The organism is Ottowia beijingensis (assembly GCF_042680925.1).
Classification (GTDB): domain Bacteria; phylum Pseudomonadota; class Gammaproteobacteria; order Burkholderiales; family Burkholderiaceae_C; genus Ottowia; species Ottowia beijingensis.
In genome coordinates this window covers 1-23,600 of the sequence record NZ_JBHUEP010000010.1, presented here as the reverse complement: position 1 = coordinate 23,600, position 23,600 = coordinate 1, and the positions used below count along the sequence as shown (strand labels likewise).

The 23,600-nt window shown below is 66.1% G+C and carries 20 protein-coding genes and 1 tRNA gene; 18 read left to right on the top strand and 3 right to left on the bottom strand.

What is annotated here, in order from left to right; all coding sequences use genetic code 11:
* Nucleotides 1–109 precede the first annotated feature (109 nt).
* The 5 genes from clpB (at nt 110) to ACFSCU_RS15410 (ending at nt 8,748) form a co-directional block, all read left to right on the top strand.
* Nucleotides 110–2,719: an ATP-dependent chaperone ClpB gene (clpB, locus tag ACFSCU_RS15430; RefSeq protein ID WP_377561099.1), complete on the top strand. Its 2,610-nt coding sequence runs from the start codon at nt 110–112 to the stop codon at nt 2,717–2,719.
* Between the two features lie 442 nt (nt 2,720–3,161).
* Nucleotides 3,162–4,562, top strand: coding sequence for a coniferyl aldehyde dehydrogenase (locus ACFSCU_RS15425; protein ID WP_373368240.1), 1,401 nt, complete (start codon nt 3,162–3,164; stop codon nt 4,560–4,562).
* A gap of 67 nt (nt 4,563–4,629) precedes the next feature.
* Entirely contained in the window at nt 4,630–5,610 is a 981-nt protein-coding gene (locus ACFSCU_RS15420; RefSeq protein WP_377561098.1) for a hypothetical protein, read from the top strand.
* An 85-nt stretch (nt 5,611–5,695) separates the two neighbouring features.
* Complete coding sequence (locus tag ACFSCU_RS15415; protein ID WP_377561097.1) at nt 5,696–6,931, top strand: MFS transporter; 1,236 nt, start codon at nt 5,696–5,698, stop codon at nt 6,929–6,931.
* 131 nt (nt 6,932–7,062) lie between these two features.
* A complete protein-coding gene (locus ACFSCU_RS15410; RefSeq protein ID WP_180549168.1) occupies nt 7,063–8,748 on the top strand; it encodes a thiamine pyrophosphate-binding protein in 1,686 nt (561 codons plus the stop codon).
* A 118-nt stretch (nt 8,749–8,866) separates the two neighbouring features.
* On the opposite strand, the gene ACFSCU_RS15405 is transcribed toward ACFSCU_RS15410, so the two are convergent.
* On the bottom strand, nt 8,867–9,226 hold the full coding sequence (locus ACFSCU_RS15405) for an SWIB/MDM2 domain-containing protein (RefSeq protein ID WP_377561096.1): 360 nt from the start codon (nt 9,224–9,226) through the stop codon (nt 8,867–8,869).
* Nucleotides 9,227–9,555: 329 nt separating this feature from the next.
* A complete protein-coding gene (locus ACFSCU_RS15400; protein WP_377561095.1) occupies nt 9,556–10,509 on the bottom strand; it encodes a DMT family transporter in 954 nt (317 codons plus the stop codon).
* Between the two features lie 306 nt (nt 10,510–10,815).
* On the opposite strand from ACFSCU_RS15400, the gene ACFSCU_RS15395 reads away from it, so the two are divergent.
* From ACFSCU_RS15395 to ACFSCU_RS15385, 3 genes are all read left to right on the top strand, one after another.
* Nucleotides 10,816–11,016, top strand: a complete 201-nt coding sequence (locus ACFSCU_RS15395) for a hypothetical protein (RefSeq protein WP_377561094.1) — start codon at nt 10,816–10,818, stop codon at nt 11,014–11,016.
* Nucleotides 11,017–11,158: 142 nt separating this feature from the next.
* A complete protein-coding gene (aceA, locus tag ACFSCU_RS15390; protein WP_377561093.1) occupies nt 11,159–12,487 on the top strand; it encodes an isocitrate lyase in 1,329 nt (442 codons plus the stop codon).
* Nucleotides 12,488–12,618: 131 nt separating this feature from the next.
* On the top strand, nt 12,619–12,933 hold the full coding sequence (locus tag ACFSCU_RS15385; RefSeq protein ID WP_180549167.1) for a YdhR family protein: 315 nt from the start codon (nt 12,619–12,621) through the stop codon (nt 12,931–12,933).
* A gap of 115 nt (nt 12,934–13,048) precedes the next feature.
* On the opposite strand, the gene ACFSCU_RS15380 is transcribed toward ACFSCU_RS15385, so the two are convergent.
* Nucleotides 13,049–13,429 carry a YXWGXW repeat-containing protein gene (locus ACFSCU_RS15380; protein WP_180549166.1) on the bottom strand — a complete coding sequence of 127 codons (381 nt, stop codon included), beginning with the start codon at nt 13,427–13,429 and terminating at the stop codon, nt 13,049–13,051.
* Nucleotides 13,430–13,859: 430 nt separating this feature from the next.
* Between ACFSCU_RS15380 and thrS the strand changes: the two genes are divergently transcribed.
* The 10 genes from thrS (at nt 13,860) to ACFSCU_RS15330 (ending at nt 23,562) form a co-directional block, all read left to right on the top strand.
* Nucleotides 13,860–15,767: a threonine--tRNA ligase gene (thrS, locus tag ACFSCU_RS15375; protein WP_180549165.1), complete on the top strand. Its 1,908-nt coding sequence runs from the start codon at nt 13,860–13,862 to the stop codon at nt 15,765–15,767.
* An 80-nt stretch (nt 15,768–15,847) separates the two neighbouring features.
* Entirely contained in the window at nt 15,848–16,462 is a 615-nt protein-coding gene (gene infC, locus ACFSCU_RS15370; RefSeq protein ID WP_333707648.1) for a translation initiation factor IF-3, read from the top strand.
* A gap of 188 nt (nt 16,463–16,650) precedes the next feature.
* Nucleotides 16,651–16,854, top strand: a complete 204-nt coding sequence (gene rpmI, locus ACFSCU_RS15365; protein WP_028601240.1) for a 50S ribosomal protein L35 — start codon at nt 16,651–16,653, stop codon at nt 16,852–16,854.
* Nucleotides 16,855–16,880: 26 nt separating this feature from the next.
* A complete protein-coding gene (gene rplT / locus ACFSCU_RS15360) occupies nt 16,881–17,237 on the top strand; it encodes a 50S ribosomal protein L20 (protein WP_180549164.1) in 357 nt (118 codons plus the stop codon).
* Between the two features lie 121 nt (nt 17,238–17,358).
* Complete coding sequence (pheS, locus tag ACFSCU_RS15355) at nt 17,359–18,429, top strand: phenylalanine--tRNA ligase subunit alpha (protein ID WP_180549163.1); 1,071 nt, start codon at nt 17,359–17,361, stop codon at nt 18,427–18,429.
* 114 nt (nt 18,430–18,543) lie between these two features.
* Entirely contained in the window at nt 18,544–20,979 is a 2,436-nt protein-coding gene (gene pheT / locus ACFSCU_RS15350) for a phenylalanine--tRNA ligase subunit beta (protein ID WP_377561092.1), read from the top strand.
* A 28-nt stretch (nt 20,980–21,007) separates the two neighbouring features.
* A complete protein-coding gene (locus ACFSCU_RS15345) occupies nt 21,008–21,376 on the top strand; it encodes an integration host factor subunit alpha (protein WP_333707637.1) in 369 nt (122 codons plus the stop codon).
* Nucleotides 21,377–21,507: 131 nt separating this feature from the next.
* Nucleotides 21,508–21,978 carry a MerR family transcriptional regulator gene (locus tag ACFSCU_RS15340; protein WP_377561091.1) on the top strand — a complete coding sequence of 157 codons (471 nt, stop codon included), beginning with the start codon at nt 21,508–21,510 and terminating at the stop codon, nt 21,976–21,978.
* 12 nt (nt 21,979–21,990) lie between these two features.
* A tRNA-Pro gene (locus ACFSCU_RS15335) sits at nt 21,991–22,067 on the top strand.
* Between the two features lie 460 nt (nt 22,068–22,527).
* Complete coding sequence (locus ACFSCU_RS15330; protein ID WP_377561090.1) at nt 22,528–23,562, top strand: integrase arm-type DNA-binding domain-containing protein; 1,035 nt, start codon at nt 22,528–22,530, stop codon at nt 23,560–23,562.
* The last annotated feature ends 38 nt before the right edge of the window (nt 23,563–23,600 follow it).

Genomic DNA, 23,600 nt, shown 5'->3' with positions numbered 1-23,600 from the left:
ATGATGCAGGCTCCAGGCGCGCAGTCGGCGTTGGCGGCGGGCACTGAAAAGCCCTTGATTCCCTGTGGACACACCCCATCTGGGGGAGCAATTCGGAGGTTTTTTCTTCATGCGACTCGACAAACTCACCACCAAGTTCCAGGAAGCCCTGGCCGACGCGCAATCGCTGGCCCTGGGCAACGACCACGCCTACATCGAACCCGTGCACCTGCTGGCGGCCATGCTGCGCCAGCAAGATGGCCCCAAGGCGCTGCTGCAGCGCGCCGGCGTCAACGTGGCCAAGCTGAGCCAGGACGCCGAGGCCGCCGTCAAGCGCCTGCCCACCGTGACGGGCCAAGAGCAGGTGCAGCCCGGCCCCGACCTGATCCGCCTGCTGCAGGCCACCGAGAAGGAAAGCATCAAGCGCGGCGACCAGTTCGTGCCCAGCGAGATGTTCCTGCTGGCGCTGGCCGACGCCAAGGGCGAGGCTGGCCGCATCGCCCAGGAAAGCGGCCTGAGCCGCAAGAGCCTGGAAGCCGCCATCGACGCCGTGCGCGGCGGCCAGACCATGGACAGCGCCGACGGCGAGAGCCAGCGCGAGGCGCTCAAAAAATACACGCTCGACCTGACCGAGCGCGCGCGCCTGGGCAAGCTGGACCCGGTGATCGGGCGGGACGACGAGATCCGCCGCGCCATCCAGGTGCTGCAGCGGCGCAGCAAGAACAACCCGGTGCTGATCGGCGAGCCGGGCGTGGGCAAGACCGCCATCGTCGAAGGCCTGGCCCAGCGCATCGTGGCCGGCGAGGTGCCCGACACGCTGAAGGACAAGCAGGTGCTGGTGCTCGACATGGCGGGCCTGCTGGCGGGCGCCAAGTACCGTGGTGAATTTGAAGAGCGCCTGAAGGCGGTGCTGAAGGAAGTGGCGCAGGAAGAAGGGCGCATCATTCTGTTCATCGACGAGCTGCACACCATGGTCGGCGCCGGCAAGGCTGAAGGCGCCATCGACGCCGGCAACATGCTGAAGCCCGCGCTGGCGCGTGGCGAGCTGCACTGCATCGGCGCCACCACGCTGGACGAATACCGCAAGTACATCGAGAAGGACGCGGCGCTGGAGCGGCGCTTCCAGAAGGTGCTGGTGGGCGAGCCCAGCGTGGAAGACACCATCGCCATCCTCCGCGGCCTGCAGGAGCGTTATGAGGCGCACCATGGCGTCGACATCACCGACCCGGCCATCGTGGCCGCGGCCGAGCTGAGTGCACGCTACATCACCGACCGCTTCCTGCCCGACAAGGCGATCGACCTGATCGACGAGGCGGCGGCCAAGATCAAGATCGAGATCGACTCCAAGCCCGAGGTGATGGACCGGCTGGATCGCCGCATGATCCAGCTCAAGATCGAGCGCGAGGCGATGAAGAAGGAGACCGACGAGGCCTCGCACCGGCGCCTGCAGCTGATCGAGGAAGACCTGGCCGCGCTGGAGAAGGAATACGCCGACCTGGACGAAATCTGGAAGGCCGAAAAGGCCAGCGCCCAGGGCAGCGAGCAGATCCGCAAGGAGATCGAGCAGATCAAGTTCCAGATGCAGGAAGCCACCCGCAAGGGCGACTTCAACCAGGTGGCCGAGCTGCAGTACGGCAAGCTGCCGCAACTGCAGAAGCAGCTGGACGAAGCCCAGGCCAAGGAAAGCCAGCGCGAGCACGCCGCGCCGCAACTGCTGCGCACCCAGGTCGGCGCCGAGGAGATCGCCGAGGTCGTCTCGCGCGCCACCGGCATCCCCGTCAGCAAGATGATGCAGGGCGAGCGCGACAAGCTGCTGCGCATGGAAGACGCGCTGCACCAGCGCGTGGTGGGGCAGGAAGAAGCCATTTCGGCCGTGTCCAACGCCATCCGCCGCTCGCGCTCGGGCCTGAGCGACCCGAACCGGCCGCTGGGCAGCTTCCTGTTCCTCGGCCCCACCGGCGTCGGCAAGACCGAGCTGACTAAGGCGTTGGCGGCCTTCTTGTTCGACAGCGAAGAGCACCTGATTCGCATCGACATGAGCGAGTTCATGGAGAAGCACAGCGTGGCCCGCCTGATTGGCGCGCCGCCCGGCTACGTGGGTTACGACGAAGGCGGTTACCTGACCGAAGCCGTGCGCCGCAAGCCCTACAGCGTGATCCTGTTCGACGAGATCGAGAAGGCCCACCCGGACGTGTTCAACGTGCTGCTGCAGGTGCTGGACGATGGCCGCTTGACCGACGGCCAGGGCCGCACGGTGGACTTCAAGAACACCGTCATCATCATGACCAGCAACATCGGCTCGCCCATGATCCAGAGCATGGCGGGGCAGCCGTATGACGACATCAAGGACGCGGTGTTCGGCGAGCTGAAGAACCACTTCCGCCCCGAGTTCCTGAACCGCATCGACGAGATCGTGGTCTTCCACGGCCTGGACGCGAGCCAGATCGGCGCCATCGCCAAGATCCAGCTCAAGGTGCTGACCGAGCGCCTGGCCAAGATGGACCTGCACCTGAACGTGAGCGACCAGGCCATCGACGAACTGGCCAAGGTCGGCTTCGACCCGGTGTTCGGCGCGCGGCCGCTCAAGCGGGCGATCCAGCAGCGCATCGAGAACCCGCTGTCGAAGGCGCTGCTGGAAGGCCAGTTCCCGCCCAAGTCGACCATCAACGTCAGCGTCGATCCGATCAAGGACCCGGGGGTGTTCCAGTTCAACGCCGGGCCGGAGGCGGTGGCGGGCTGACTCCACTTTCAGATCGAAACGACCTCGATTTCGTCATTCTGGCGAAAGCCGGAATCCAGACAACGCACGTGCGGAGAGCATGGATCCCGGCTTTCGCCGGGATGACGACGGTTGACGTTCTGAAGTAAAAAAGGGATGACACGGCAAACGCCTTGCAGTCAGTAGGCTGGGTTAGCGCAGCGTAACCCAGCGGCCAGCGCAACCTCTGCTGGGTTTCGCTGCGCTCTACCCAGCCTACCGGCTGACACGGAACGAGCAGGGACGACGGATTTATACTCCCTGATGTGATGTCTGACAGCGCTTGATACGTAAGCGCTGAAGACCCATACTCCCCTGTATTTCTGATTCCATGACGCTGCGGGCGGCCCGGCTGAACGGTGCCGCCCGCAGCTTTTGGCACACTGGCGCCAGCGGCACGCCTTGCCCACCGGAGCCAGACACATTGAATCCTCAAACCCTGTTCGACGCGCAGCACCAGCGCTCGCGCCACGCCACGCCGCCATCGGTGGCCGAGCGCCACGACCGGCTTGCCCGCGTGGCACGCCTGCTGGATGAGCACACCACCGCGCTGACGAATGCCGTGCAGGCCGACTTCGGGATCCGCGGCGGGCGCCTGACCGAGATCGCTGACCTGTTCGTGCTGCGCGCCATGCTGGGCGATTTGCGGCGCCACCTGGCGCGCTGGTCGCGGCCGCAGCGCGTGCGCACGCCGCTTTATCTGATGCCGGGGCGCGGCCACATCCAGCGCCAGCCGCTGGGCGTGGTGGGCGTCATCGGGCCGTGGAACTACCCGCTGCAGCTCACCCTGGGCCCCGCGGCCACGGCGCTGGCGGCGGGCAACCGGGTGATGCTGAAACCCAGCGAGATCACGCCGCGCACGTCGGCGCTGCTGGCCGAGCTGGTGGCCAGGCACTTCGCGCCCGACGAATTCACCGTGGTGCAGGGCGGGGCGGACGTGGCGGCCGAGTTCGCAGCGCTGCCGTTCGACCACCTGTTCTTCACCGGCTCCACCGCCGTCGGCCGCAAGGTGGCCGAGGCCGCGGCGCGCAACCTGACGCCGACCACGCTGGAACTGGGCGGCAAGTCGCCCTGCATCGTCGATGCGTCGTGTACTGATTTTGAAGGCGCAGCGCTGAAGATCGCCCACGGCAAGCTGCTCAACGGCGGCCAGACCTGCATCGCGCCCGACTACCTGCTGCTGCCGCGCGGGCGCGAGGCCGAGTTCAGCGCCGCCTACCGCGCCGCCGTGGCACGGCTGTTTCCGCGCCTGGAAGGCAACCCCGACTACGCCGCCATCGTCACCGAGCGCCACCAGGCGCGCCTGCAAGCCTTGCTGGACGAGGCCCGCGCAGGCGGCGCGCAGGTCGAGGACGTGGGGCCGCCGGCGGGCGAGGGCAGGGCGCGCCAGCTGCGCCCGGTGCTGGTGTTCGGCGCGCAGCCGTCGATGCGCCTGCTGCAGGAAGAAATCTTCGGACCCATCCTGCCGGTGCTGCCCTGCGACACGCCGGACCAGGCCGTCGCCCACATCAACGCCCAGCCGCGCCCGCTGGCGCTGTACTGGTTCGGCACCGACACCGCGGCGCGCGACCAGGTGCTGCAGCGCACCGTGAGCGGCGGCGTGACGGTGAACGACACGCTGATGCACATCACGCACGACGGCCTGCCCTTCGGCGGCGTGGGCGACAGCGGCCTGGGTGCGTACCATGGCGAAACGGGTTTTCTGCGCTTCACGCACCAGAAGGCGGTGTTCGTGCAGTCGCGCTGGGCCATGGGGCAGCTGCTGTACCCGCCCTACGGCGCGCGCTTCGATCGGATGATGGGGTGGATCCGCAAGCTGCTGTGACCGTGTTTTCGCTGCGGCATCACGGCTGCGCGGCGACAATATGAACGCTTGGGCTTGAAGCGATTCCGTGCACGAGATCCACGAGATGTCCGTCGACGGGTCAACCCGAAGAACCCCGTGGGTAGACGCCGCGCTCCTTGCGCCGGTTGTCGCCGCGCTGGTGGTGGTGTTCATGGGCGTCGGGGGCGTGCGACCCGCGCTGGTTTGGCATGGCGGCCTGATCTATCTGGGTGTGCTCCTGACGCTCGCCGTTTTCGTGCGTGGCCGGTCGCGGCTGCTGGACCGGCCGCGCACGTTGTGCGCCAGATACAGCACACCGTCGTTCGAGTGGGCGGCGTTGCTGTATGGCTGTGCCGCGATGGTGGCCGGCGTGGTGGGCATGCTGGATGTCGACGACACGCGGGTGCAGAAGGCGAGTGCCGGGCAGCTCGAGGCCCGGCTGGCGGAGCTGTGTTCGCATGCAGGGCCGGCTGACGCCCGCTCGTTCAGTGCCGTGGATCAGCCACCGGCGCGTGACGGCCTGTTGCTGGACACGTCCTTTGAACAAGGCACACCGCTGTGGTCGTCCGGGGCGGCGCACACCAGGGTGGCCGGTGTCACCGGCTGCAGCCGCTCCGGCCAGCGTGCGGTGGAGTTTGTCGGGCTCGCTCCCCAGCGCGGGCTCGGTATGCCGTGGTGGAGTCCGCGCCCGCGTGAAGCGATCCTGAGCGCATCGTTTCGCCGGCTGGAAGACTTTGCAGTCCAGGGCAGGCAGACGGGAACGCTGAGCTTCTTCAGGCTGTCCACATCCAACCATCAACCGCGTGAACAGTTCAACTGCGACACGGATCTGAGCGTGTTCTATCGTTTCGATGGAGGCGAATGGCAGCACCGGATGGCGTTCTGCGGCCAGCATCTGTCTGAAGTCAAAGGATGGCGGCAAGCGCAGCTGGCGTTCGACGTCAGCGGCCGTTCGACCATTGGCTGGAAGCTGGTTTATCGCTCCGCGCGCGGTGACCTGACGGTGGCCCGTTACTTCATCGACGACCTGCGGGTCGAGATGAAATGAGGCCTGATCCTCGCATCACGCCATCCACGCCCGGCCATGACCCCGTGACGGCGTCCTGCCGATCCAGCGCGTACCATCGCTCCCCATGTCGACCACCGCCGCCGCTTCCGGCCAGATGCCTGCCCCCGTTCCGTTGCGCGACGACGCGGCGGTGATCGGGCTGGTGGGCCTGGCTCACGCCAGTTCGCACTTTGCCCATCTGCTGCTGCCGCCGCTGTTTCCGGTGTTCGCGCAGGAGTTCGGGCTGTCGTTCTCGCAGCTCGGCTTTCTGATGACGGTGTTCTTCGTCATCTCGGGCACGGGGCAGGCGTCGGCGGGGTTTCTGGTCGACAAGGTGGGGGCGCGGCCGGTGCTGTTCGCGTCGTTCGTCAGCTTCATCTGCGCCTGTCTGGCGGGCTACTTCGCGCAGGGTTACTGGGGCCTGATGCTGGTGGCCATGTTCGCCGGGCTGGGCAACGCGCCGTTTCACCCGGTGGATTTCTCGATCCTGAACCAGCGCGTGTCGACTCACCGGCTGGGCTACGCCTTCAGCGCGCACGGCCTGTCGGGCAACCTGGGCTGGGCGCTGACGCCGGTGTTTCTGCTGTTCTTCACCGCCTGGCAGGGCTGGCGCTCGGGCTATCTGGCGGCGGCGCTGATGTACGCGTGCATCCTGGCGGTGCTGGTGGCCAAGCGCGCGCACCTGAAGACCGAGGTGGTGCGCCGCGCGGCCGACGCGCCCAAGGGCAGCGACGTGGCCTTTCTGCGGCTGCCGGTGGTGTGGTGGTGCTTTGCGTTCTTCCTGCTGTCGACCATGACGCTGGCGGTGGTGCAGAACTTCGCCTCGCCCATCATGCAGGCGATGCACGGGGTCAGCTTCGAATCGGCCACGACGATGATCACGGCCTACATGCTGGCGGGCGCGCTGGGCATGTTCGTGGGCGGCTTCGTGGCGGCGCGCGTGCCGGCCGCCACCGACCGCGTGGTGGCGGGGTCGATGGGCGCGGGCGCGGTGCTGATCGTGGTGGCGGCTACCGGCTGGCTGGGCGGTTTCGGCTCGATGGCGATGCTGGCAGCCACCGGTTTCGCCGTCGGCATCGGCGGGCCGAGCCGCGACATGATGATCAAGAAGGCCACGCCCAAGGGCGCCACCGGGCGCGTGTACGGCACCGTCTATTCGGGCCTGGACACGGGCTTTGCCATCGCGCCGCTGATCTACGGCTTCTTCATGGACCGCGCCCTGTACACGGCCACGCTGCTGCTGGCGGCGGTGTTCCTGGCGCTGTCGGTGGTGGCAGCTCTGGGGGTGGGCAAGCGCACGAATTCGGGTACAACCCCCTGAGCGCCTGAGGGCGCTTCCCCCTTCTCTCTGCGGGAAGGGGGACAACGCCAGCGCTCGGCGCAGGTCCGAGCGCGACGTTCGCTGGCACGGCCTGCTCCGCGGCCATCGGTTTTTTTTGAAAGAATCAGCGCATGACTCGCATCGCAGGCCACCTTCTCGTCGAATGCCTTCTGGCCCAGGGCGTCACCCACGCGTTCGGCGTGCCGGGCGAAAGCTATCTGGCGGTGCTGGACGGCTTTCACCAGCACCGCGACGCGATCGACTTCGTCATCTGCCGGCAGGAGGGCGGTGCCGCCTTCATGGCCGAGGCGCACGGCAAGCTCACGCGGCGGCCGGGCGTGTGCTTTGTCACGCGCGGGCCGGGGGCGACCAACGCCAGCATCGGCGTGCACACGGCCAGCCAGGATTCGACGCCTATGGTGCTGTTCGTCGGCGATGTGGCCAGCGACCAGCGCGACCGCGAGGCGTTCCAAGAGGTGGGTTACAGCGCCTTCTTCGGCGCCTTCGGCATGGCCAAGCGCGTCGAGCGCATCGACAGCGCCGAGCGCCTGCCCGAATACGTGGCGCGCGCCTTTGCCACCGCGCTGAACGGCCGCCCCGGCCCGGTGGTGCTGGTGTTGCCCGAGGACATGCTGACCCAGCCCGTGCCCGACACCCTGCAGCCCATGCCGCGCTGGCAGCCGCCCGCCTACCAGCCCGCGCCCGAATCCATGCAGCGCCTGCGCGAGATGCTGCTGAAAGCGAAGCGGCCGATGGTCATCGTGGGCGGTGGCGGCTGGACGCCCGAGGCCGCGCGCGACTTGCAGGCGTTTGCCGAAGCCTGGCAACTGCCGGTGGGCAACGCCATGCGCTTTCAGGACACCTTCGACAACCACCACCCGCTGTACGCCGGCGACGTGGGCATCGCCATCAACCCCAGGCTGGGCCAGCGCATCACCGATGCCGACCTGATCCTCGCCATCGGCCCGCGCCTGGGCGAGATGACCACCAGCGGCTATCGCCTGCTGTGCGTGCCGCGGCCGACGCAGCAGCTGATCCACGTGCACACCAGCGCCGAGGAGCTGGGCCGCGTGTACCAGCCCGACCTGGCCCTGTGCGCCAGCCTGCCGGCCACCGCCGCCGCGCTGGCGGCGCTGCAAGCGCCAGACGAGCAGCCCTGGCGCGACTGGACCCAAGCCGTGCATGCCGACCACGTCGCCAACATGCAGCCGCAGCCGCTGCCCGGCCCGGTGGACATGCACGCCATCATCTGCACGCTGCAGCAGCTGCTGCCCGAGGACGCCGCCCTCACCAACGGCGCCGGCAACTTTGCCAGCTGGGCGCACCGCTACTTTCACTACCACGGCATCGCCAAGGGCCACAAGACGCAACTTGCGCCCACCAACGGCGCCATGGGCTACGGCGTGCCGGCGGGCATCGCCTGCGCCATCACCACCGGGCGCACGGTGGTCACCATCGCCGGCGACGGCGACTTTCTGATGAACGGGCAGGAGCTGGCCACGGCCCATCAGTACGGCGCCCGCACCATCGTCGTGGTGCTGAACAACGGCGTGTACGGCACCATCCGCATGCACCAGGCGCGCGAGTACCCGCACCGGCGCGCTGGCACCGAACTGGTGAACCCCGATTTCGTGAAGCTGGCCGAAAGCTACGGCTACGCCGGCGTGCGCGTGGAGCGCACCGAACAGTTCGAGCCGGCGCTGCGCGAGGCGCTGGCGCGCCGGCAGGGCACGTTGATCGAGGTGGTGCTGAGCGAGCAGGTGATCACCACGCGCACCACGCTGGACGCGATCGAGAACAAGGCTGGCGCGAAGTGAGTTTGCTTCTGAAAAGATAGCTGCTCGCGCAATACCGGCGGGCGGTACAGGCTGATTTGACCAATAAAAAAACCGGCTGAGAAAGCCGGTTTTTTGCTGCCTGCGCGGTTCGGCTGGATCAGGACAGGTGGTTGTTGATGAGCTTGGTCATCTCGAACATCGTCACCTGGGCCTTGCCGAAGATGGGCTTCAGCTTGGCGTCGGCGTTGATGTTGCGCTTGTTCACGCTGTCCTGCAGCTTGTTGGCCTTGATGTATTCCCACACCTTCTTGGTCACCTCGGTGCGCGGCACCGGCTTGGCGCCGATCACGGCGGCCAGCTCGGCGCTGGGCGTCATGGCCTTCATGAAGGCGGCGCTGGGGGTGCGCTTCTTGGCCGGGGCGGCGGCCTTCTTGGCGGGCGCGGCGGCTTTTTTCGCCGGTGCAGCCTTCTTGGCCGGGGCGGCTTTCTTCGCCGGAGCTTTCTTTGCAGTTGCCATGGTTGCTGATCCTCTTTGTTGGAAAAGTCGTGTTATCTGGCCAGCCTGTGCATGCGCATCCGCCGGCTGAACGGGATGCTACTGGATAAGTAGCACGCTTCCAAGGGGGAAACGCGCTTTTTCCCTCTGTGATGTTGCTTTTTTTTCAGCGCGGGGCGGCGCTTTGGGCGAGGGCTGGCGCGCCGGTGCGGCAGGCGGCTGACTGGCGGCGGCGCGGGGCGCGGCCGGTGCATGGTGGATGACGTGATCGGGCGGCCGCCGGGGTCATCAGTGCTTCTTGCTTGCAGGCCTTGCGGGAAAAGCGCGAGAAGCTATGCAGTTGATAGCAATCAGCGCCGGCCCACGCGCCACGCCGCGCGCGACGGCAGCGTGGCCAGCAGCACGCCGGTCAGCGCCACGCCGTAGGCCAGCAGCTGCAGCGTGCTCAGGCGCTCGCCCAGCACCAGCACGCCGACGGCCGCGGCGCTGATGGGCAGCAGCACGGTGAACACGCCGGCCTGCGCGGCGGGCACGCTTTTCAGCCCGGTCATCCACAGCCACACCGTCCACATGCAGGCGGCCAGTGCGTAGAACACCAGCAGCACCCACATCGACGCCGGCACGGCGCCGAAGTCGAAGCGCCAGGCCAGCCACAGGCCGAAGGGCGTGCTCAGCACGAAGCCCCAGCCGTTGATCAGCGCGCTGATGCGGCGCGGCGACAGGCTGGCCGTGAGCGACTTGCCGATGACGGCGTAGCTGGCCTCGCACAGCACCGCGCCGATCAGCAGCAGGTTGCCCAGCCAGGCCAGGTGGGCAGTGTTGGAGGGCGCGAGTGCAGAAGGGGAGGGCGCCGGCAGCTCCTGCTTCGATAGCGCCACGAGCGCGATGCCGAGCACCGCGCAGGCCACGCCGGCCCACACGCGCGCCGCCACGCGCTCGCGCAGGAACAGCCAGCTGAGCACCGCCACCGCCGCCGGAATGGCGGCCAGGATGACGCCGGCCGACACCGCGGTGGTGAGCTTCACGCCGGTGATCATGCACAGCGTGAACAGGAAGTTGCCGAGGAAGGATTCGAGAAACAGCAGGCGGCGGGTGCGCGGCGTCAGCGGCGGCTCGTCGGGCGGCTTCTTCAGCCAGTGCAGCATGGCCACGCCCCCGATGCCGAAGCGCAGCCAGGCCAGCAGCAGCACCGGAAAGATCGCCGCCAGCGGCTTGGACAGCGCCACGTAGCTGCCCACCAGCGCCATCGACAGCGCCAGGCAGGCGTAGGCCAGCGGCCGGCTGGGGGTGAAGGGCGGTGGCATGAGGTGCTCAGGGAGGTTCAATAATGATAGCTTCTTGCGCCTGTTGATCCGTCGTTTCAGATCGATTTGAAGTGGAAACCGGCTTTCAATGGGCGCAAGAAGCTATCATTTTCTGATCGATCATCCAGAAGTTGCAGATGCCGCGCGGACCGCATTCGCTGTGTGGGAGCGGGCTTGCCCGCGATAAGGCGCCTCGTCGCCACCAGCGCTTGATCGCGGGCCAGCCCGCTCCCACAACGCTGTCGGAGACTGGTTGCCCATCAAGCAAATACGAAGCATTGCACCCTGGGCGATCAGCATCGCATCATGCCGCAATCGGTTACGCCCGCAGGCCTCGCGGCAGCGCGGCGCTGGTGGTGGAAGGTCTTGATCGAGGCGCCGCGCAATTTTTCATATCAAGAAATTGTCAATCTGCATCGTGAGATGTCCGGATGTTGCAGCGCCACATTTTTTCTCAATACGAAAGATAAATTTCTGCATTGCGAAATGAATGCCTTAAGCCATTGATTTTCAATGAAGAAAAATTTGTCTTCTATAAGACATAAGAATCTTGCTAAGTCTTATATAAGAGTTATGATTGCGTCACCGGTGAAGCCCAAAGGCTGCCACCGACCGAGTTCACCTCAACCTTCTCTACTGGAGCTTTTCAATGCCGAACACCAACGAGCAACTCAGCCGCGAACAGCAGATCGCCGCCCTGGAAAAAGACTGGGCCACCAACCCCCGCTGGAAGGGCATCAAGCGCGGCTACAGCGCCGCCGACGTGGTGCGCCTGCGCGGCAGCCTGCCGATCGAGTACACGCTGGCCAAGCGCGGCGCCGAGAAGCTGTGGGGCCTGGTCAACGGCGAAGCCAAGAAGGGCTACGTCAACGCCTTCGGCGCCATCACCGCTGGCCAGGCCATGCAGCAGGCCAAGGCGGGCCTGGAGGCCGTGTACCTGTCGGGCTGGCAGGTGGCCGCCGACGGCAACACCTCCGAGACCATGTACCCCGACCAGTCGCTGTACGCCTACGACTCGGTGCCGACCATGGTGCGCCGCATCAACAACACCTTCAAGCGCGCCGATGAAATCCAGTGGGGCCGCGGCGTCGGCCCTGGCGACAAGGACTTCATCGACTACTTCCTGCCCATCGTGGCGGATGCCGAAGCCGGCTTCGGCGGCGTGCTGAACGCCTTCGAACTGATGAAGAACATGGTGGCCGCCGGTGCCGCCGGCGTGCACTTCGAAGACCAGCTGGCCGCCGTGAAGAAGTGCGGCCACATGGGTGGCAAGGTGCTGGTGCCCACGCAAGAGGCTTGCGAGAAGCTGATCGCCGCGCGCTTTGCCGCCGACGTGATGGGCGTGCCCACCATCATCCTGGCCCGCACCGACGCCGAGGCCGCCAACCTGATCACCTCTGATCACGACGCCAACGACAAGCCGTTCCTGACCGGCGAGCGCACGCAAGAGGGCTTCTACCGCGTGAAGAACGGCCTGGAGCAGGCCATCAGCCGCGGCGTGGCCTACGCCCCCTACGCCGACCTGGTGTGGTGCGAAACCGGCACGCCCGACCTGGGCTTCGCCCGCGAATTCGCGCAGGCCGTGCTGGCCAAGCACCCGGGCAAGCTGCTGTCGTACAACTGCTCGCCGTCCTTCAACTGGAAGAAGAACCTGGACGACGCCACCATCGCCAAGTTCCAGGACGAGCTGTCCGCGCTGGGCTACAAGTACCAGTTCATCACGCTGGCCGGTATCCACAGCAACTGGTACAACACCTTCAAGTTCGCCCACGCCTACGCGCGCGGCGAGGGCATGAAGCACTACGTCGAAATGATCCAGGAGCCGGAATTCGCCGCGCGCGAGCAGGGCTACACCTTCGTGTCGCACCAGCAGGAAGTGGGCGCCGGTTACTTCGACGACGTGACCACCGTCATCCAGGGCGGCTCCTCCAGCGTGAAGGCGCTGACCGGCTCGACCGAGGAAGAGCAGTTCCATTGATCCACACAGAAGAAGGTTGACCGGCCCCGCCGGTCATCGAGGAGACTTGAAAGCCGCGGTTCGCCGCGGCTTTTTTTGTGCGCGCGGGGTGGCTTGGGGCACACTGCGCGCATCACCCAAGGAGAACGCCCATGATCACCGCCCTGGTCCAATTCAAGCTGCCCGAGCGCATGACCGTCGAGCAGGCGCGCGCCGTGTTCGCCAGCACCGCGCCGCGCTACCTGGCCATGCAAGGCCTGGTGCGCAAGCACTACATCCTGTCCGAAGACGGCCTGACGGCCGGCGGCGTTTACCTGTGGCAGACGCGCGCCGACGCCGAGCGCGTGTACGACGCCGCCTGGCGCGAGTTCATCCGCAGCAAGTACCACACCGACCCGGTGGTCACCTACTTCGACACGCCCGTGATGGTGGACAACGTGGCGGGGCAGGTGGTGGAAAGCGCCTGACGTAGCCGCAGCAAGAGCGCTATTTTATCAATAGCTGCTTGCGCTTGACAGACGGGCGCTGGAGCCCTGTTTGACACATATTCGCTGATGCATCCGCGCGGTGGCGTTCACCCGCTCAGCGCACCCAGCCGCCGCCCTGCAGGTACCAGCCGCCGCGCGGCGAGCGGTCCCAGCGGTGAGGCTGCCAGCGATAGCCGGGGCGCGGGCGCTCATAGCGGCCGGGCACCCAGTGGTGCCGGTTGCCGCTCCAGTTCCAGTAGCCGTTGATCCAGATCGCACCGGGGTAGGGCAGGGCCGGCTGCACCTCGTAATACGGGGCCGGCGGCGCCATGGGCGCGTAGACGGTGGCCGGGGTGCTCGGGTAACCGTAGGGGTCGCTGTAGACGGTGCCAGGCACGGGCGCCACGACGCACCCCGCGAGGGCCGCCGCCGCGGCGAGCGCACCGGCGGCAAGGGTGAGGCGGGCCAGCGTCGGTCGATCAGTGCTTGCTTTCATGACTGCAGACTCCAGAAGAAAGGTGAGCGGCCAAACCCACCGGGCCGCCCGCCTCACGCTTTCAACGGCGCCGCCCGCTACAGCGCCGACCGGCGAACGCTTTCGGACGCGCTCTTTACCCGCGCTTCACAGTCGCGGGCCGCCGGCGTGCTGCAGTGCGTCAAAACGGGTAAAATGCCCAGCTTGATCGCGCGCAGCGCGCACCCATTTCACCCATCTGGATAAGAGCGAGAAAGGCAACCCGGTTATGACACCGCGAACTACGTTGGCAAGGGGCAAGGTCTAGGCCGTTCGCGGGTCGGGTTCAGGCGCATCCTGTCAGGGGCGCTGCACAAGAGGATTCCAAAGCGCGGCTTTCAGGCCGCGCTTTTTTCTTGCCGCCCGCAACCATCGCTTTTTTTCAGGTTTTCACGCATTCAAAGGTTTCTTCATGGTTCAGATCACGCTTCCCGACGGCTCGCAGCGCCAGTTCGATGGTCCGGTGACGGTGGCCGAAGTGGCGCAATCCATCGGCAGCGGCCTGGCCAAGGCCGCCCTGGGCGGCAAGGTGGACGACAGGCTGGTCGACACCAGCTACCCGATCGCGCAGGATGCCCGGCTGTCGATCATCACCGCCAAGGACCCGGAGGGGCTGGAGATGATCCGCCACTCCACCGCCCACCTGCTGGCCTATGCGGTGAAGGAGCTGTTCCCGGACGCGCAGGTCACCATCGGCCCGGTGATCGAGAACGGCTTTTATTACGACTTCAGCTACAAGCGCCCCTTCACGCCCGACGACCTGGCCGCCATCGAGAAGAAGATGAGCGAACTGGCCGCCAAGGACGAGCCGGTGGTGCGCCGCGTGTTGCCGCGCGATGCCGCCGTCGAATACTTCAAGGGCATGGGCGAGGCCTACAAGGCCGAGCTGATCGCCAGCATCCCGACCAACGAAGATGTGTCGCTGTACCGCGAGGGCGCCTTCGAGGACCTGTGCCGCGGCCCGCACGTGCCCAGCACCGGCAAGCTCAAGCATTTCAAGCTGATGAAGGTGGCCGGCGCCTACTGGCGTGGCGACCACCGCAACGAGATGCTGCAGCGCATCTACGGCACCGCCTGGGCCAGCAAGGAAGAGCTCAAGCAGTACCTGACGATGCTGGAGGAGGCCGAAAAGCGCGACCACCGCAAGCTCGGCAAGGAACTGGACCTGTTCCACATCGACGAGCATTCGCCCGGCACCGTGTTCTGGCACCCCAAGGGCTGGACGCTGTGGCAGGAGGTGGAGCAGTACATGCGCCGCGTGTACCGCGACAACGGCTACCACGAGGTGAAGGGTCCGCAACTGCTCGACAAGACCCTGTGGGAGAAGACCGGCCACTGGGACAAGTACCGTGAGAACATGTTCATCACCGAGAGCGAGAAGCGCGACTACGCGCTCAAGCCGATGAACTGCCCCGGCCACATCATGATCTTCAAGCAGGGCGTGAAGAGCTACCGCGACCTGCCGCTGCGCTATGGCGAGTTCGGCGCCTGCCACCGCAACGAGCCCACGGGCGGCCTGCACGGCATCATGCGCGTGCGCGCCTTCACGCAGGACGACGGCCACATTTTCTGCACCGAGGACCAGATCCTGCCCGAGTGCACCGCCTACACGGCCCTGCTGCAGAAGGTCTACAAGGACTTCGGCTTCAGCGACATCATCTACAAGGTGGCCACCCGGCCCGAGCAGCGCATTGGCTCGGACGAGAGCTGGGACAAGGCCGAGCACGCGCTGATGGAGAGCCTGCGGGCGTCCAACTGCGCTTACGAGATCTCGCCGGGCGAGGGCGCCTTCTACGGCCCCAAGATCGAGTACACGCTGAAGGACGCCATTGGCCGTCAGTGGCAGTGCGGCACCATCCAGGTCGACTTCTCCATGGCCGAGCGCCTGGACGCCGAATACGTGGGTGAAGATGGCGCGCGCCACCGCCCGGTGATGCTGCACCGCGCCATCGTCGGCAGCCTGGAGCGCTTCATCGGCATCCTGATCGAGGAGCACGCTGGCGCACTGCCGGTGTGGCTGTCGCCGGTGCAGGTGGTGGTCACGGGCATCACCGACGCGCAGGTCGATTACGTGCAAAGCGTGGCCAAAACGCTGCGAAATCAAGGGCTTAGGGTGGAAACCGACCTGCGCAACGAGAAGATCACGTATAAAATACGCGAGCATTCGTTGCAAAAGCTGCCGTATATCCTCGTCGTCGGCGACAAGGAGAAGGAAGCTGGCGCCGTCGCAGTGCGCGTCCGGGGCAACCAAGACCTCGGTGTGATGTCCCTCGATGCGTTTGCCAAACGCATCGCGCAGGACATCGCTTCCAAAGCCTGATTTTTTACGTGAAAACCAGCTCTGGTCCGCGTGGATTGTGCGGGAGTAGCTGCGTTTTTCGTAGCATTTTTTGATAAAGGATTCTTGCCATCGCTACCAATTTTCGTGACCGCCGCCACCGGGAGGAGCGCGCGCATCGTCTGAACCGTGAAATCATGGCTCCCGAGGTTCGCCTCAACGGCCCCGACAACGAACCCCTGGGCATCGTGCCCCTGCAGGAGGCGTTGCGCATGGCCGGTGAACTGGATGTGGACCTGGTCGAGATCGTCGCCACGGCCACCCCGCCTGTCTGCCGCCTGATGGACTATGGAAAGTTCAAGTACCAGGAGCAGAAGAAGGCCGCCGAGGCCAAGGCCAAGCAGACGGTCATCGAGATCAAGGAAGTCAAGTTCCGCCCCGGTACCGACGATGGCGACTACAACATCAAGATGCGCAACATCCGCCGCTTTCTGGGCGATGGCGACAAGGTGAAGGTCACGCTGCGCTTTCGCGGCCGCGAGATCACGCACCAGGAACTGGGCATGGCGCTGCTGAACCGCATCCGCGACGAACTGGCCGACAGCATCATCGTCGAGCAGTTTCCCAAGCTGGAAGGCCGCCAGATGATCATGATGATCGCCCCGGCGCGCAAGAAGCCCGCAGGGGGTGCAGCCGGCAAGCCGGCGGCATCGGAGCAGCAACCGGCGGCCGCCTGAGCGGCTGGCGGGTTTCAAAGACAGTTTGAAGAGATTTGCCGGGTTCGCCCGGCGAACCGGCAGGTTGCAAGGCCTGCCAACGGCGGCGCGCTGCAAGGCGCGGCCGCCCAAGAAGTGGCTCGGGGCCAACAAGGGTGCAAAGCAGTTTTGCGCACGCCTCGCGAGCACAAGCAAAAGGAGCATTTGAAATGCCCAAAATGAAGACCAAGAGCAGCGCGAAGAAGCGTTTTCGCGTCCGTCCGGGTGGCACCGTCAAGCGCGGTCAAGCCTTCAAGCGTCACATCCTGACCAAGAAAACCACCAAGAACAAGCGCCAGCTGCGTGGTGCGGTGAATGTGCATGAGACCAACATGGGTCACATGGCGCAGATGCTGCCCTTTGCCGGCCTCTGATCAACTGACGGACAAGGAGAAAACACATGCCTCGCGTCAAACGTGGTGTAACCGCCCGTGCTCGTCACAAGAAAGTGCTGGCCCTGGCCAAGGGTTTCCGTGGCCGCCGCAAGAACGTCTATCGCGTCGCCAAACAGGCGGTGATGAAGGCGAGCCAGTACGCCTACCGTGACCGCCGCAACAAGAAGCGCGACTTCCGTCGCCTGTGGATCGCCCGTATCAACGCCGCCGCGCGTGAATGCGGCATCACCTACAGCCAGTTCATCAACGGCATGAACAAGGCCGGGATCACGCTGGACCGCAAGGTTCTGGCCGACATCGCCGTGCACGACAAGGCCGCTTTTGCCGGCATCGTGGAGCAGGCCAAGGCCAAGCTGGCCTGATTCCGGCGCCGCCCGCATACTACGTTTTCAATAGCTGGTTGCGCAGGCGGTTCAAGGGGTTGAGGCCGATTAGGCTTCAATCCCTTTTTCATTTTCAAAAGACGTTCCCGCCGCTGCACCGATGAGTACCGCCACCGCCTCCGAAGACCTTCGCGACCTGGTTCAAAGCGCCAGTGACAGCTTTGCCCGTGCCACCACGCCGGCCGATCTGGAGAACGCCAAGGCGCAGTTCCTCGGCAAGGCAGGCCGGGTGACCGAACTTATGAAGGGCATGGCGCAGCTGTCGGTCGACGAGAAGAAGACCCGCGGCGCCACCATCAACCAGGCCAAGCAGGCCATCGAGGCGGCCCTGAACGCGCGCCGCCAGGCCCTGGCCGATGCCGAGCTGGAGCGCCAGCTGCAGGCCGAGGCGCTGGACGTGACCCTGCCCGGCCGCGCGCGCGGGCAGGGCGGCCTGCACCCCGTCAGCCTGGCGTGGGAGCGCATCGAGCAGATCTTCGGCAGCATGGGCTTCGACGTGGGCGACGGCCCGGAGATCGAGAACGACTGGTTCAACTTCACCGCGCTGAACAACCCGCCCAACCACCCGGCGCGCTCGATGCAGGACACCTTCTACGTCGACATGAACGACGACGAGGGCCATCCGTACTGCCTGCGCACGCACACCAGCCCGATGCAGATCCGCTACGCCACCGCGCACGCCAAGCGGCACGCGGCGGCCCTGGCGGCGGGCGAGATCCCCGAGGTGCGCGTCATCGTGCCCGGCCGCACCTACCGCGTCGACAACGACGCCACGCACTCGCCCATGTTCCACCAGGTCGAGGGCCTGTGGCTGGGCGAGAACGTGAGCTTCAAGGACCTGAAGGTCACCTACCTGAATTTCTGCAAGGCCTTCTTCGAGACCGACGACCTGGTGCTGCGTTTCAGGCCCAGCTACTTCCCGTTCACCGAGCCCAGCGCCGAGATCGATATCCGGTTCCAGACCGGGCCGCTGGCCGGCAAGTGGCTTGAAGTTTCCGGCTCGGGCCAGGTGCATCCGCAGGTGGTTCGCAACATGGGGCTCGACCCGGAGCGCTTCATCGGCTTCGCCTTCGGCTCCGGCATCGACCGCCTGGCCATGCTGCGCTACGGCGTGAACGACCTGCGCCTGTTCTTCGAAGGCGACGTGCGCTTTCTGTCGCAGTTCCGTTGATATGAATTCAGGAGCTGCTTGCGCTTGCCACATATGGATTTCAGTATAAAAACTATTTGAAATCGTTTGTGGACAAGCGCAAGCAGCTATCAAAAAGTAATCTGACCCTTTGCCATGCAATTTCCTGAATCCTGGTTGCGCGAGTTCTGCAACCCGCCCCTGACCACCGAACAACTCGCCGACGTGCTGACCATGGGCGGGTTCGAGGTGGAAGAGGTGCGCCCGGTGGCGCCGCCGTTCACCCAGGTGGTGGTCGGCGAGATCAAGCAGGCCGAGCAGCACCCCAACGCCGACCGCCTGCGCGTGTGCCAAGTCGACGTGGGGCAGGGCAGCTTGCTGAACATCGTGTGCGGCGCGCCCAACGCCCGCGCCGGCATCAAGGTGCCGTGCGCGCTGGTGGGGGCCGAGTTGCCGCCGGGCGAAGATGGCAAACCTTTCGCCATCAAGCTGGGCAAGCTGCGCGGCGTGGAAAGCCAGGGCATGCTGTGCTCGGCCCGCGAGCTGCAACTGTCGGACGACCATGGCGGCCTGCTGGAGCTGCCCGCCGATACCCCCGTGGGCCAGAACATCCGCGACACGCTGCGGCTGGACGATGCCGTGTTCACCCTCAAGCTCACGCCCAACCTGGGCCACGTGCTCAGCGTCTACGGCGTGGCGCGCGAGCTGTCGGCGCTGACGAACACGCCGCTGACCACGCCCGCCATCGCGCCGGTGGCGATGGGTTCGTCCAGGGTGCTGCCCGTCAAGGTCAGCGCGCCCGACCTGTGCGGCCGCTTCTCCGGCCGCGTGATCGAGAACGTCAACACGCAGGCGGCCACGCCGGCCTGGATGGTCGACCGCCTGGCCCGCTGCGGCCAGCGCAGCGTGACGGCGCTGGTCGACATCTCGAACTACGTGATGTTCGAGTACGGCCGCCCGTCGCACATCTTCGACCTCGACAAGATCCACGGCGCGCTGGACGTGCGCTGGGGCCGGGCGGGCGAACAGCTCAAGCTGCTGAACGGCAACACCGTCACCGTCGACGAGACGGTGGGCGTGATCGCCGACGACCGCGAGGTCGAATCGCTGGCCGGCATCATGGGCGGCGACGCCACGGCGGTGTCGGACGACACGAAGCACGTCTACGTCGAAGCCGCCTTCTGGTGGCCTGACGCGGTGGCCGGCCGTTCGCGCCGTTTCAACTTCTCCACCGACGCGGGCCACCGCTTCGAGCGCGGCGTCGATCCTGATCTGACGGTGGCGCACATCGAGCGCATCAGCCAGCTCATCGTCGACATCTGCGGCACGCCCGCCACCGTGTGCGGCCCCATCGACGACCAGCAACCGGCCATGCCGCAGCCCGCGCCCGTCACGCTGCGCGTGGCGCGCGCGGCCAAGGTCATCGGCATGCCGCTCACGCAGGCGCAGTGCGCCGACGTGTTCCGCCGCCTGGGCCTGCCCGTGAGCGAAGGCGAGGGCACGGTCACCGTGACCCCGCCCGCCTACCGCTTCGATCTGCGCATCGAGGAAGACCTGATCGAAGAGGTGGCGCGCCTGGTGGGTTACCAGAACCTGCCCGAAGCCGCGCCGCTGGCGCCCATCGTGCCGCGCGTGCGGTCCGAATCGCGGCGCGGCGCGTTCGCCGTTCGCCGTGCGCTGGCCGGCCTGGGTTATCTGGAGACGATCAACTTCAGCTTCGTGGATGAAGCCTGGGAGCGCGACCTGGCCGGCAACCCTGATCCGGTGCGCCTGCTCAACCCCATCGCCAGCCAGATGAGCGTGATGCGCTCGTCGCTCATGGGCTCCTTGCTGCAGGTGGTGAAGCACAACACCGACCGCCGCGCCGACCGCGTGCGCGTGTTCGAGGTTGGACGCGTGTTCACGCGCGATGCGGCGGTGCCCGCCAGCGACAGCACCGTGCGCGGCATCGCGCAGCCCATGCGCGTGGCCGGCGTGGCCTACGGGCCGGCCAGCCGGCAGGGCTGGCAGGGCAAGCAGGCCCCCGTCGACTTCTTCGACGTCAAGGGCGACGTCGAGGCGCTGCTCAGCCCGCGTCAGGCGGTGTTCGAGCGCGCCGAGCACCCCGCGCTGCACCCCGGCCGCAGTGCCCGCGTTCTGCTGGACGGCCAAGCCATCGGCTTCGTCGGCGAACTGCACCCGCGCTGGCGCCAGCAATGGGAGCTGCCGCAGGCGCCGGTGCTGTTCGAGCTGGCGCTGGACGCCGTGATGGCGCGCCAGTTGCCACACGCCGAACCCGTATCGCGCCGCCAATCGACCGAGCGCGACATCGCCGTCGTGGTGCCGGAAGGCGTGACGCACCAGCAGTTGATGCAGGCGGTGCACGCTGCGCCCAGCGAGGGCCTGCTGCGTGGCGCCACGCTGTTCGACATCTACCGCCCCAAACCCGGCGGCGAAGCCGCTGCCCACATGGCCGCGGCCGAGAAAAGCCTGGCAGTGCGCCTGGTGCTGGCCAGCGACCAAGACACATTGACCGACGAGCGCATCGACGGCGTCGTCAAAGCCGTGGTCGAGCGCCTGCAAGCCGACCTGGGCGCGCGGCTGCGCGGCTGAGCGCAGTCGATCAACCCGGGAGACATGCATGACAGCGCAGCCCACTGATTTTCTGGCCCTGGCGGTGGACAGCCTCGAAACCTCGGCACTCACCAAGGCGCAATTGGCCGAGATGTTGTTCGAGCAGATCGGCCTGAACAAGCGCGAATCCAAGGACATGGTCGACGCCTTCTTCGACGTCATCAGTGCGGAGCTGGTGGCCGGTGGCGAGGTCAAGCTGTCGGGCTTCGGCAACTTCCAGATGCGCGTGAAAGCGCCCCGCCCAGGTCGCAACCCGCGCACCGGGGAACTGATCCCCATCGCGGCGCGCCGGGTCGTGACCTTCCACGCCAGCCAGAAGCTGAAGGATCAGCTGCAGGCAGATGCAGCACCGGGTGCGGCGCCCGACCTTGCTTGAAGTCGTCGCACGCGCAGCTTTGCATACCCCCCTGTTCAGGGGTTGACCAGGCCTGATGCCACATGCGGTGTGGCCGGACTTTCCAACTTGCGCTAATCTAGAAAGTTCGCTGCGCAAGTTCGTGATTTTCAATGGAGAAGAATCTCCCCCCGATCCCCGCCAAACGCTACTTCACCATTGGTGAGGTGGGCGATCTGTGCGGCGTCAAGCCACACGTGCTGCGTTACTGGGAGCAGGAATTCACGCAGCTGCGTCCCATGAAGCGGCGGGGCAACCGGCGCTACTACCAGCACCACGAAGTGCTCATGATCCGCCGCATTCGCGAACTGCTGTACGACCAGGGGTTCACGATCAACGGTGCGCGCAGCAAGCTGCAGGAACTGGCGCAGCATGAGCGTGATCGCGCACGCGCCGGCGAGGTCATGCTGCATGGCGTCGACGAGTTCGACGCTGAAGAGCCGATTCCCAGCGAGTTCGGCGACAGCGTCGCGTTCGACGAACTGCAGCTGATGCCCGAGCAGATCCGCGAAGTCGAGCGCGAGCTGAAGGAAATCCGCGATCTGCTCACCATCTCGCAGTGGCACGATCTGCACACGCTATAATGGCAGGCTTGTCGGCGTGTAGCGCAGCCTGGTAGCGCACTTGCATGGGGTGCAAGGGGTCGCGAGTTCGAATCCCGCCACGCCGACCAACCCACACAAGGGGCTACAGCTATTGAAGCTGTAGCCCCTTTCTTTATGCCCCAGTGCGGGCAACACTCAAGCCGCCTGAGCCCGAGCGCATTGGGTGTTGGTCGGTCAAGCTGGCTGAAACTTCGATACCCTGAGAACGCCGCAGTCTTGCTGGCCAGATGACGCCCCCAAAGAAAAAGCCCGCTAGCGTTTGCATAGCGGGCTTTCCTTGCCTTATATGGCTCCCCGACCTGGGCTCGAACCAGGGACCTGCGGATTAACAGTCCGACCGCGCTGTATTCACGATAGTCCGCCTTCGGTTGCCGTTGATGGAAATTCCCTATGTGTGACAGTAGTTTGCGTCTAGAATGAGTTTGCATTTGTTCGCGCTGATCCGCATTCAGCCGCCGACAAACGGCAACCATACGGCAACGAGATCGGCGCCGGGGCGACAGACGGACTACAGGGAGCGGGATCAAGGTGGCACTCTCCGACCGAACGATTCAGGGCGCGAAGCCCAAGACACTGACGGGCAGCGATGGCGGCACACGGCTGGTCGACAACTGGCTATCTGACGGTGGCGCGCGCGGCGCGGGGCGGCTTTGCGTCCGCATCCAGCCCAACGGCAAGAAGCTGTTCTACTTCCGCGCCTCGGGCGCTGCGGGGCGGCAAAGCCTGCCGCTGGGCGAGTACCAGCAATCGGGGGCGCGGGGCCTGACGCTGGCGGCTGCGCGCGACGAGGCGAACAAGCTGACCGCGCTGCTCCGGGCCGGTGTGACCGACCTGCGGGCACACCTTGAAGCTGAGCAGCGGGCGATCGAGCGGGAACGCATGGCCGCCGATGAGGCTGAGCGCCAGGCCCGGACCGAAGCCACCCGCGGGACACTGCGGGCGCTGCTTGCCGGGTACACCAGCGGCCTTGAGCGCGCGGAGAAGGTCGATTGGAAGGACGCGGAAAGCATCCTGCGCCTGCACGTTCTGGAGCCATTCCCCGAGCTGGCAGACCGCAAGGCGGCAGAAATCAAGCCGGCCGAACTGCGCCCGGTGCTGGCGCGGCTGGTCGACGCCAAGAAGGGGCGCACAGCCGGCAAGGCGCGCAGCTACCTGCATGCCGCCTACGCGGCGGCCATTCGCGCCGACTTCGACCCCGACGCACCGCAGTCGCTGTGCGGGTTCCGCATCGAAAGCAACCCGGTGGCGGCCATGCCGTCCATGGCCCACTACAACAAGGCCGGGCAACGGGTGCTGAGCGAGGCCGAATTGCAGGCCTACATGGCCAGGCTGTCGGGGTTGAGCACGATGACGCGCCTGGCGCTGGAGCTGGACCTGATGTTGGGTGGCCAGCGTCCAACCCAACTGCTGCGCGTCACCTCTGCCGACGTGGACGTGACGGCCGATCCGGGGGAAATCGTGCTGCTCGATGGCAAGGGCGCGCGCAAGCAGGCGAGGGTGCACGTGCTCCCGCTGGTCGGCCGCGCTCGGGAAATTGCGCATTCCACTGATGGCGGACAGTGATTCCATTCCCATCGCGGACAGCGTTCCAGGCGATGGCG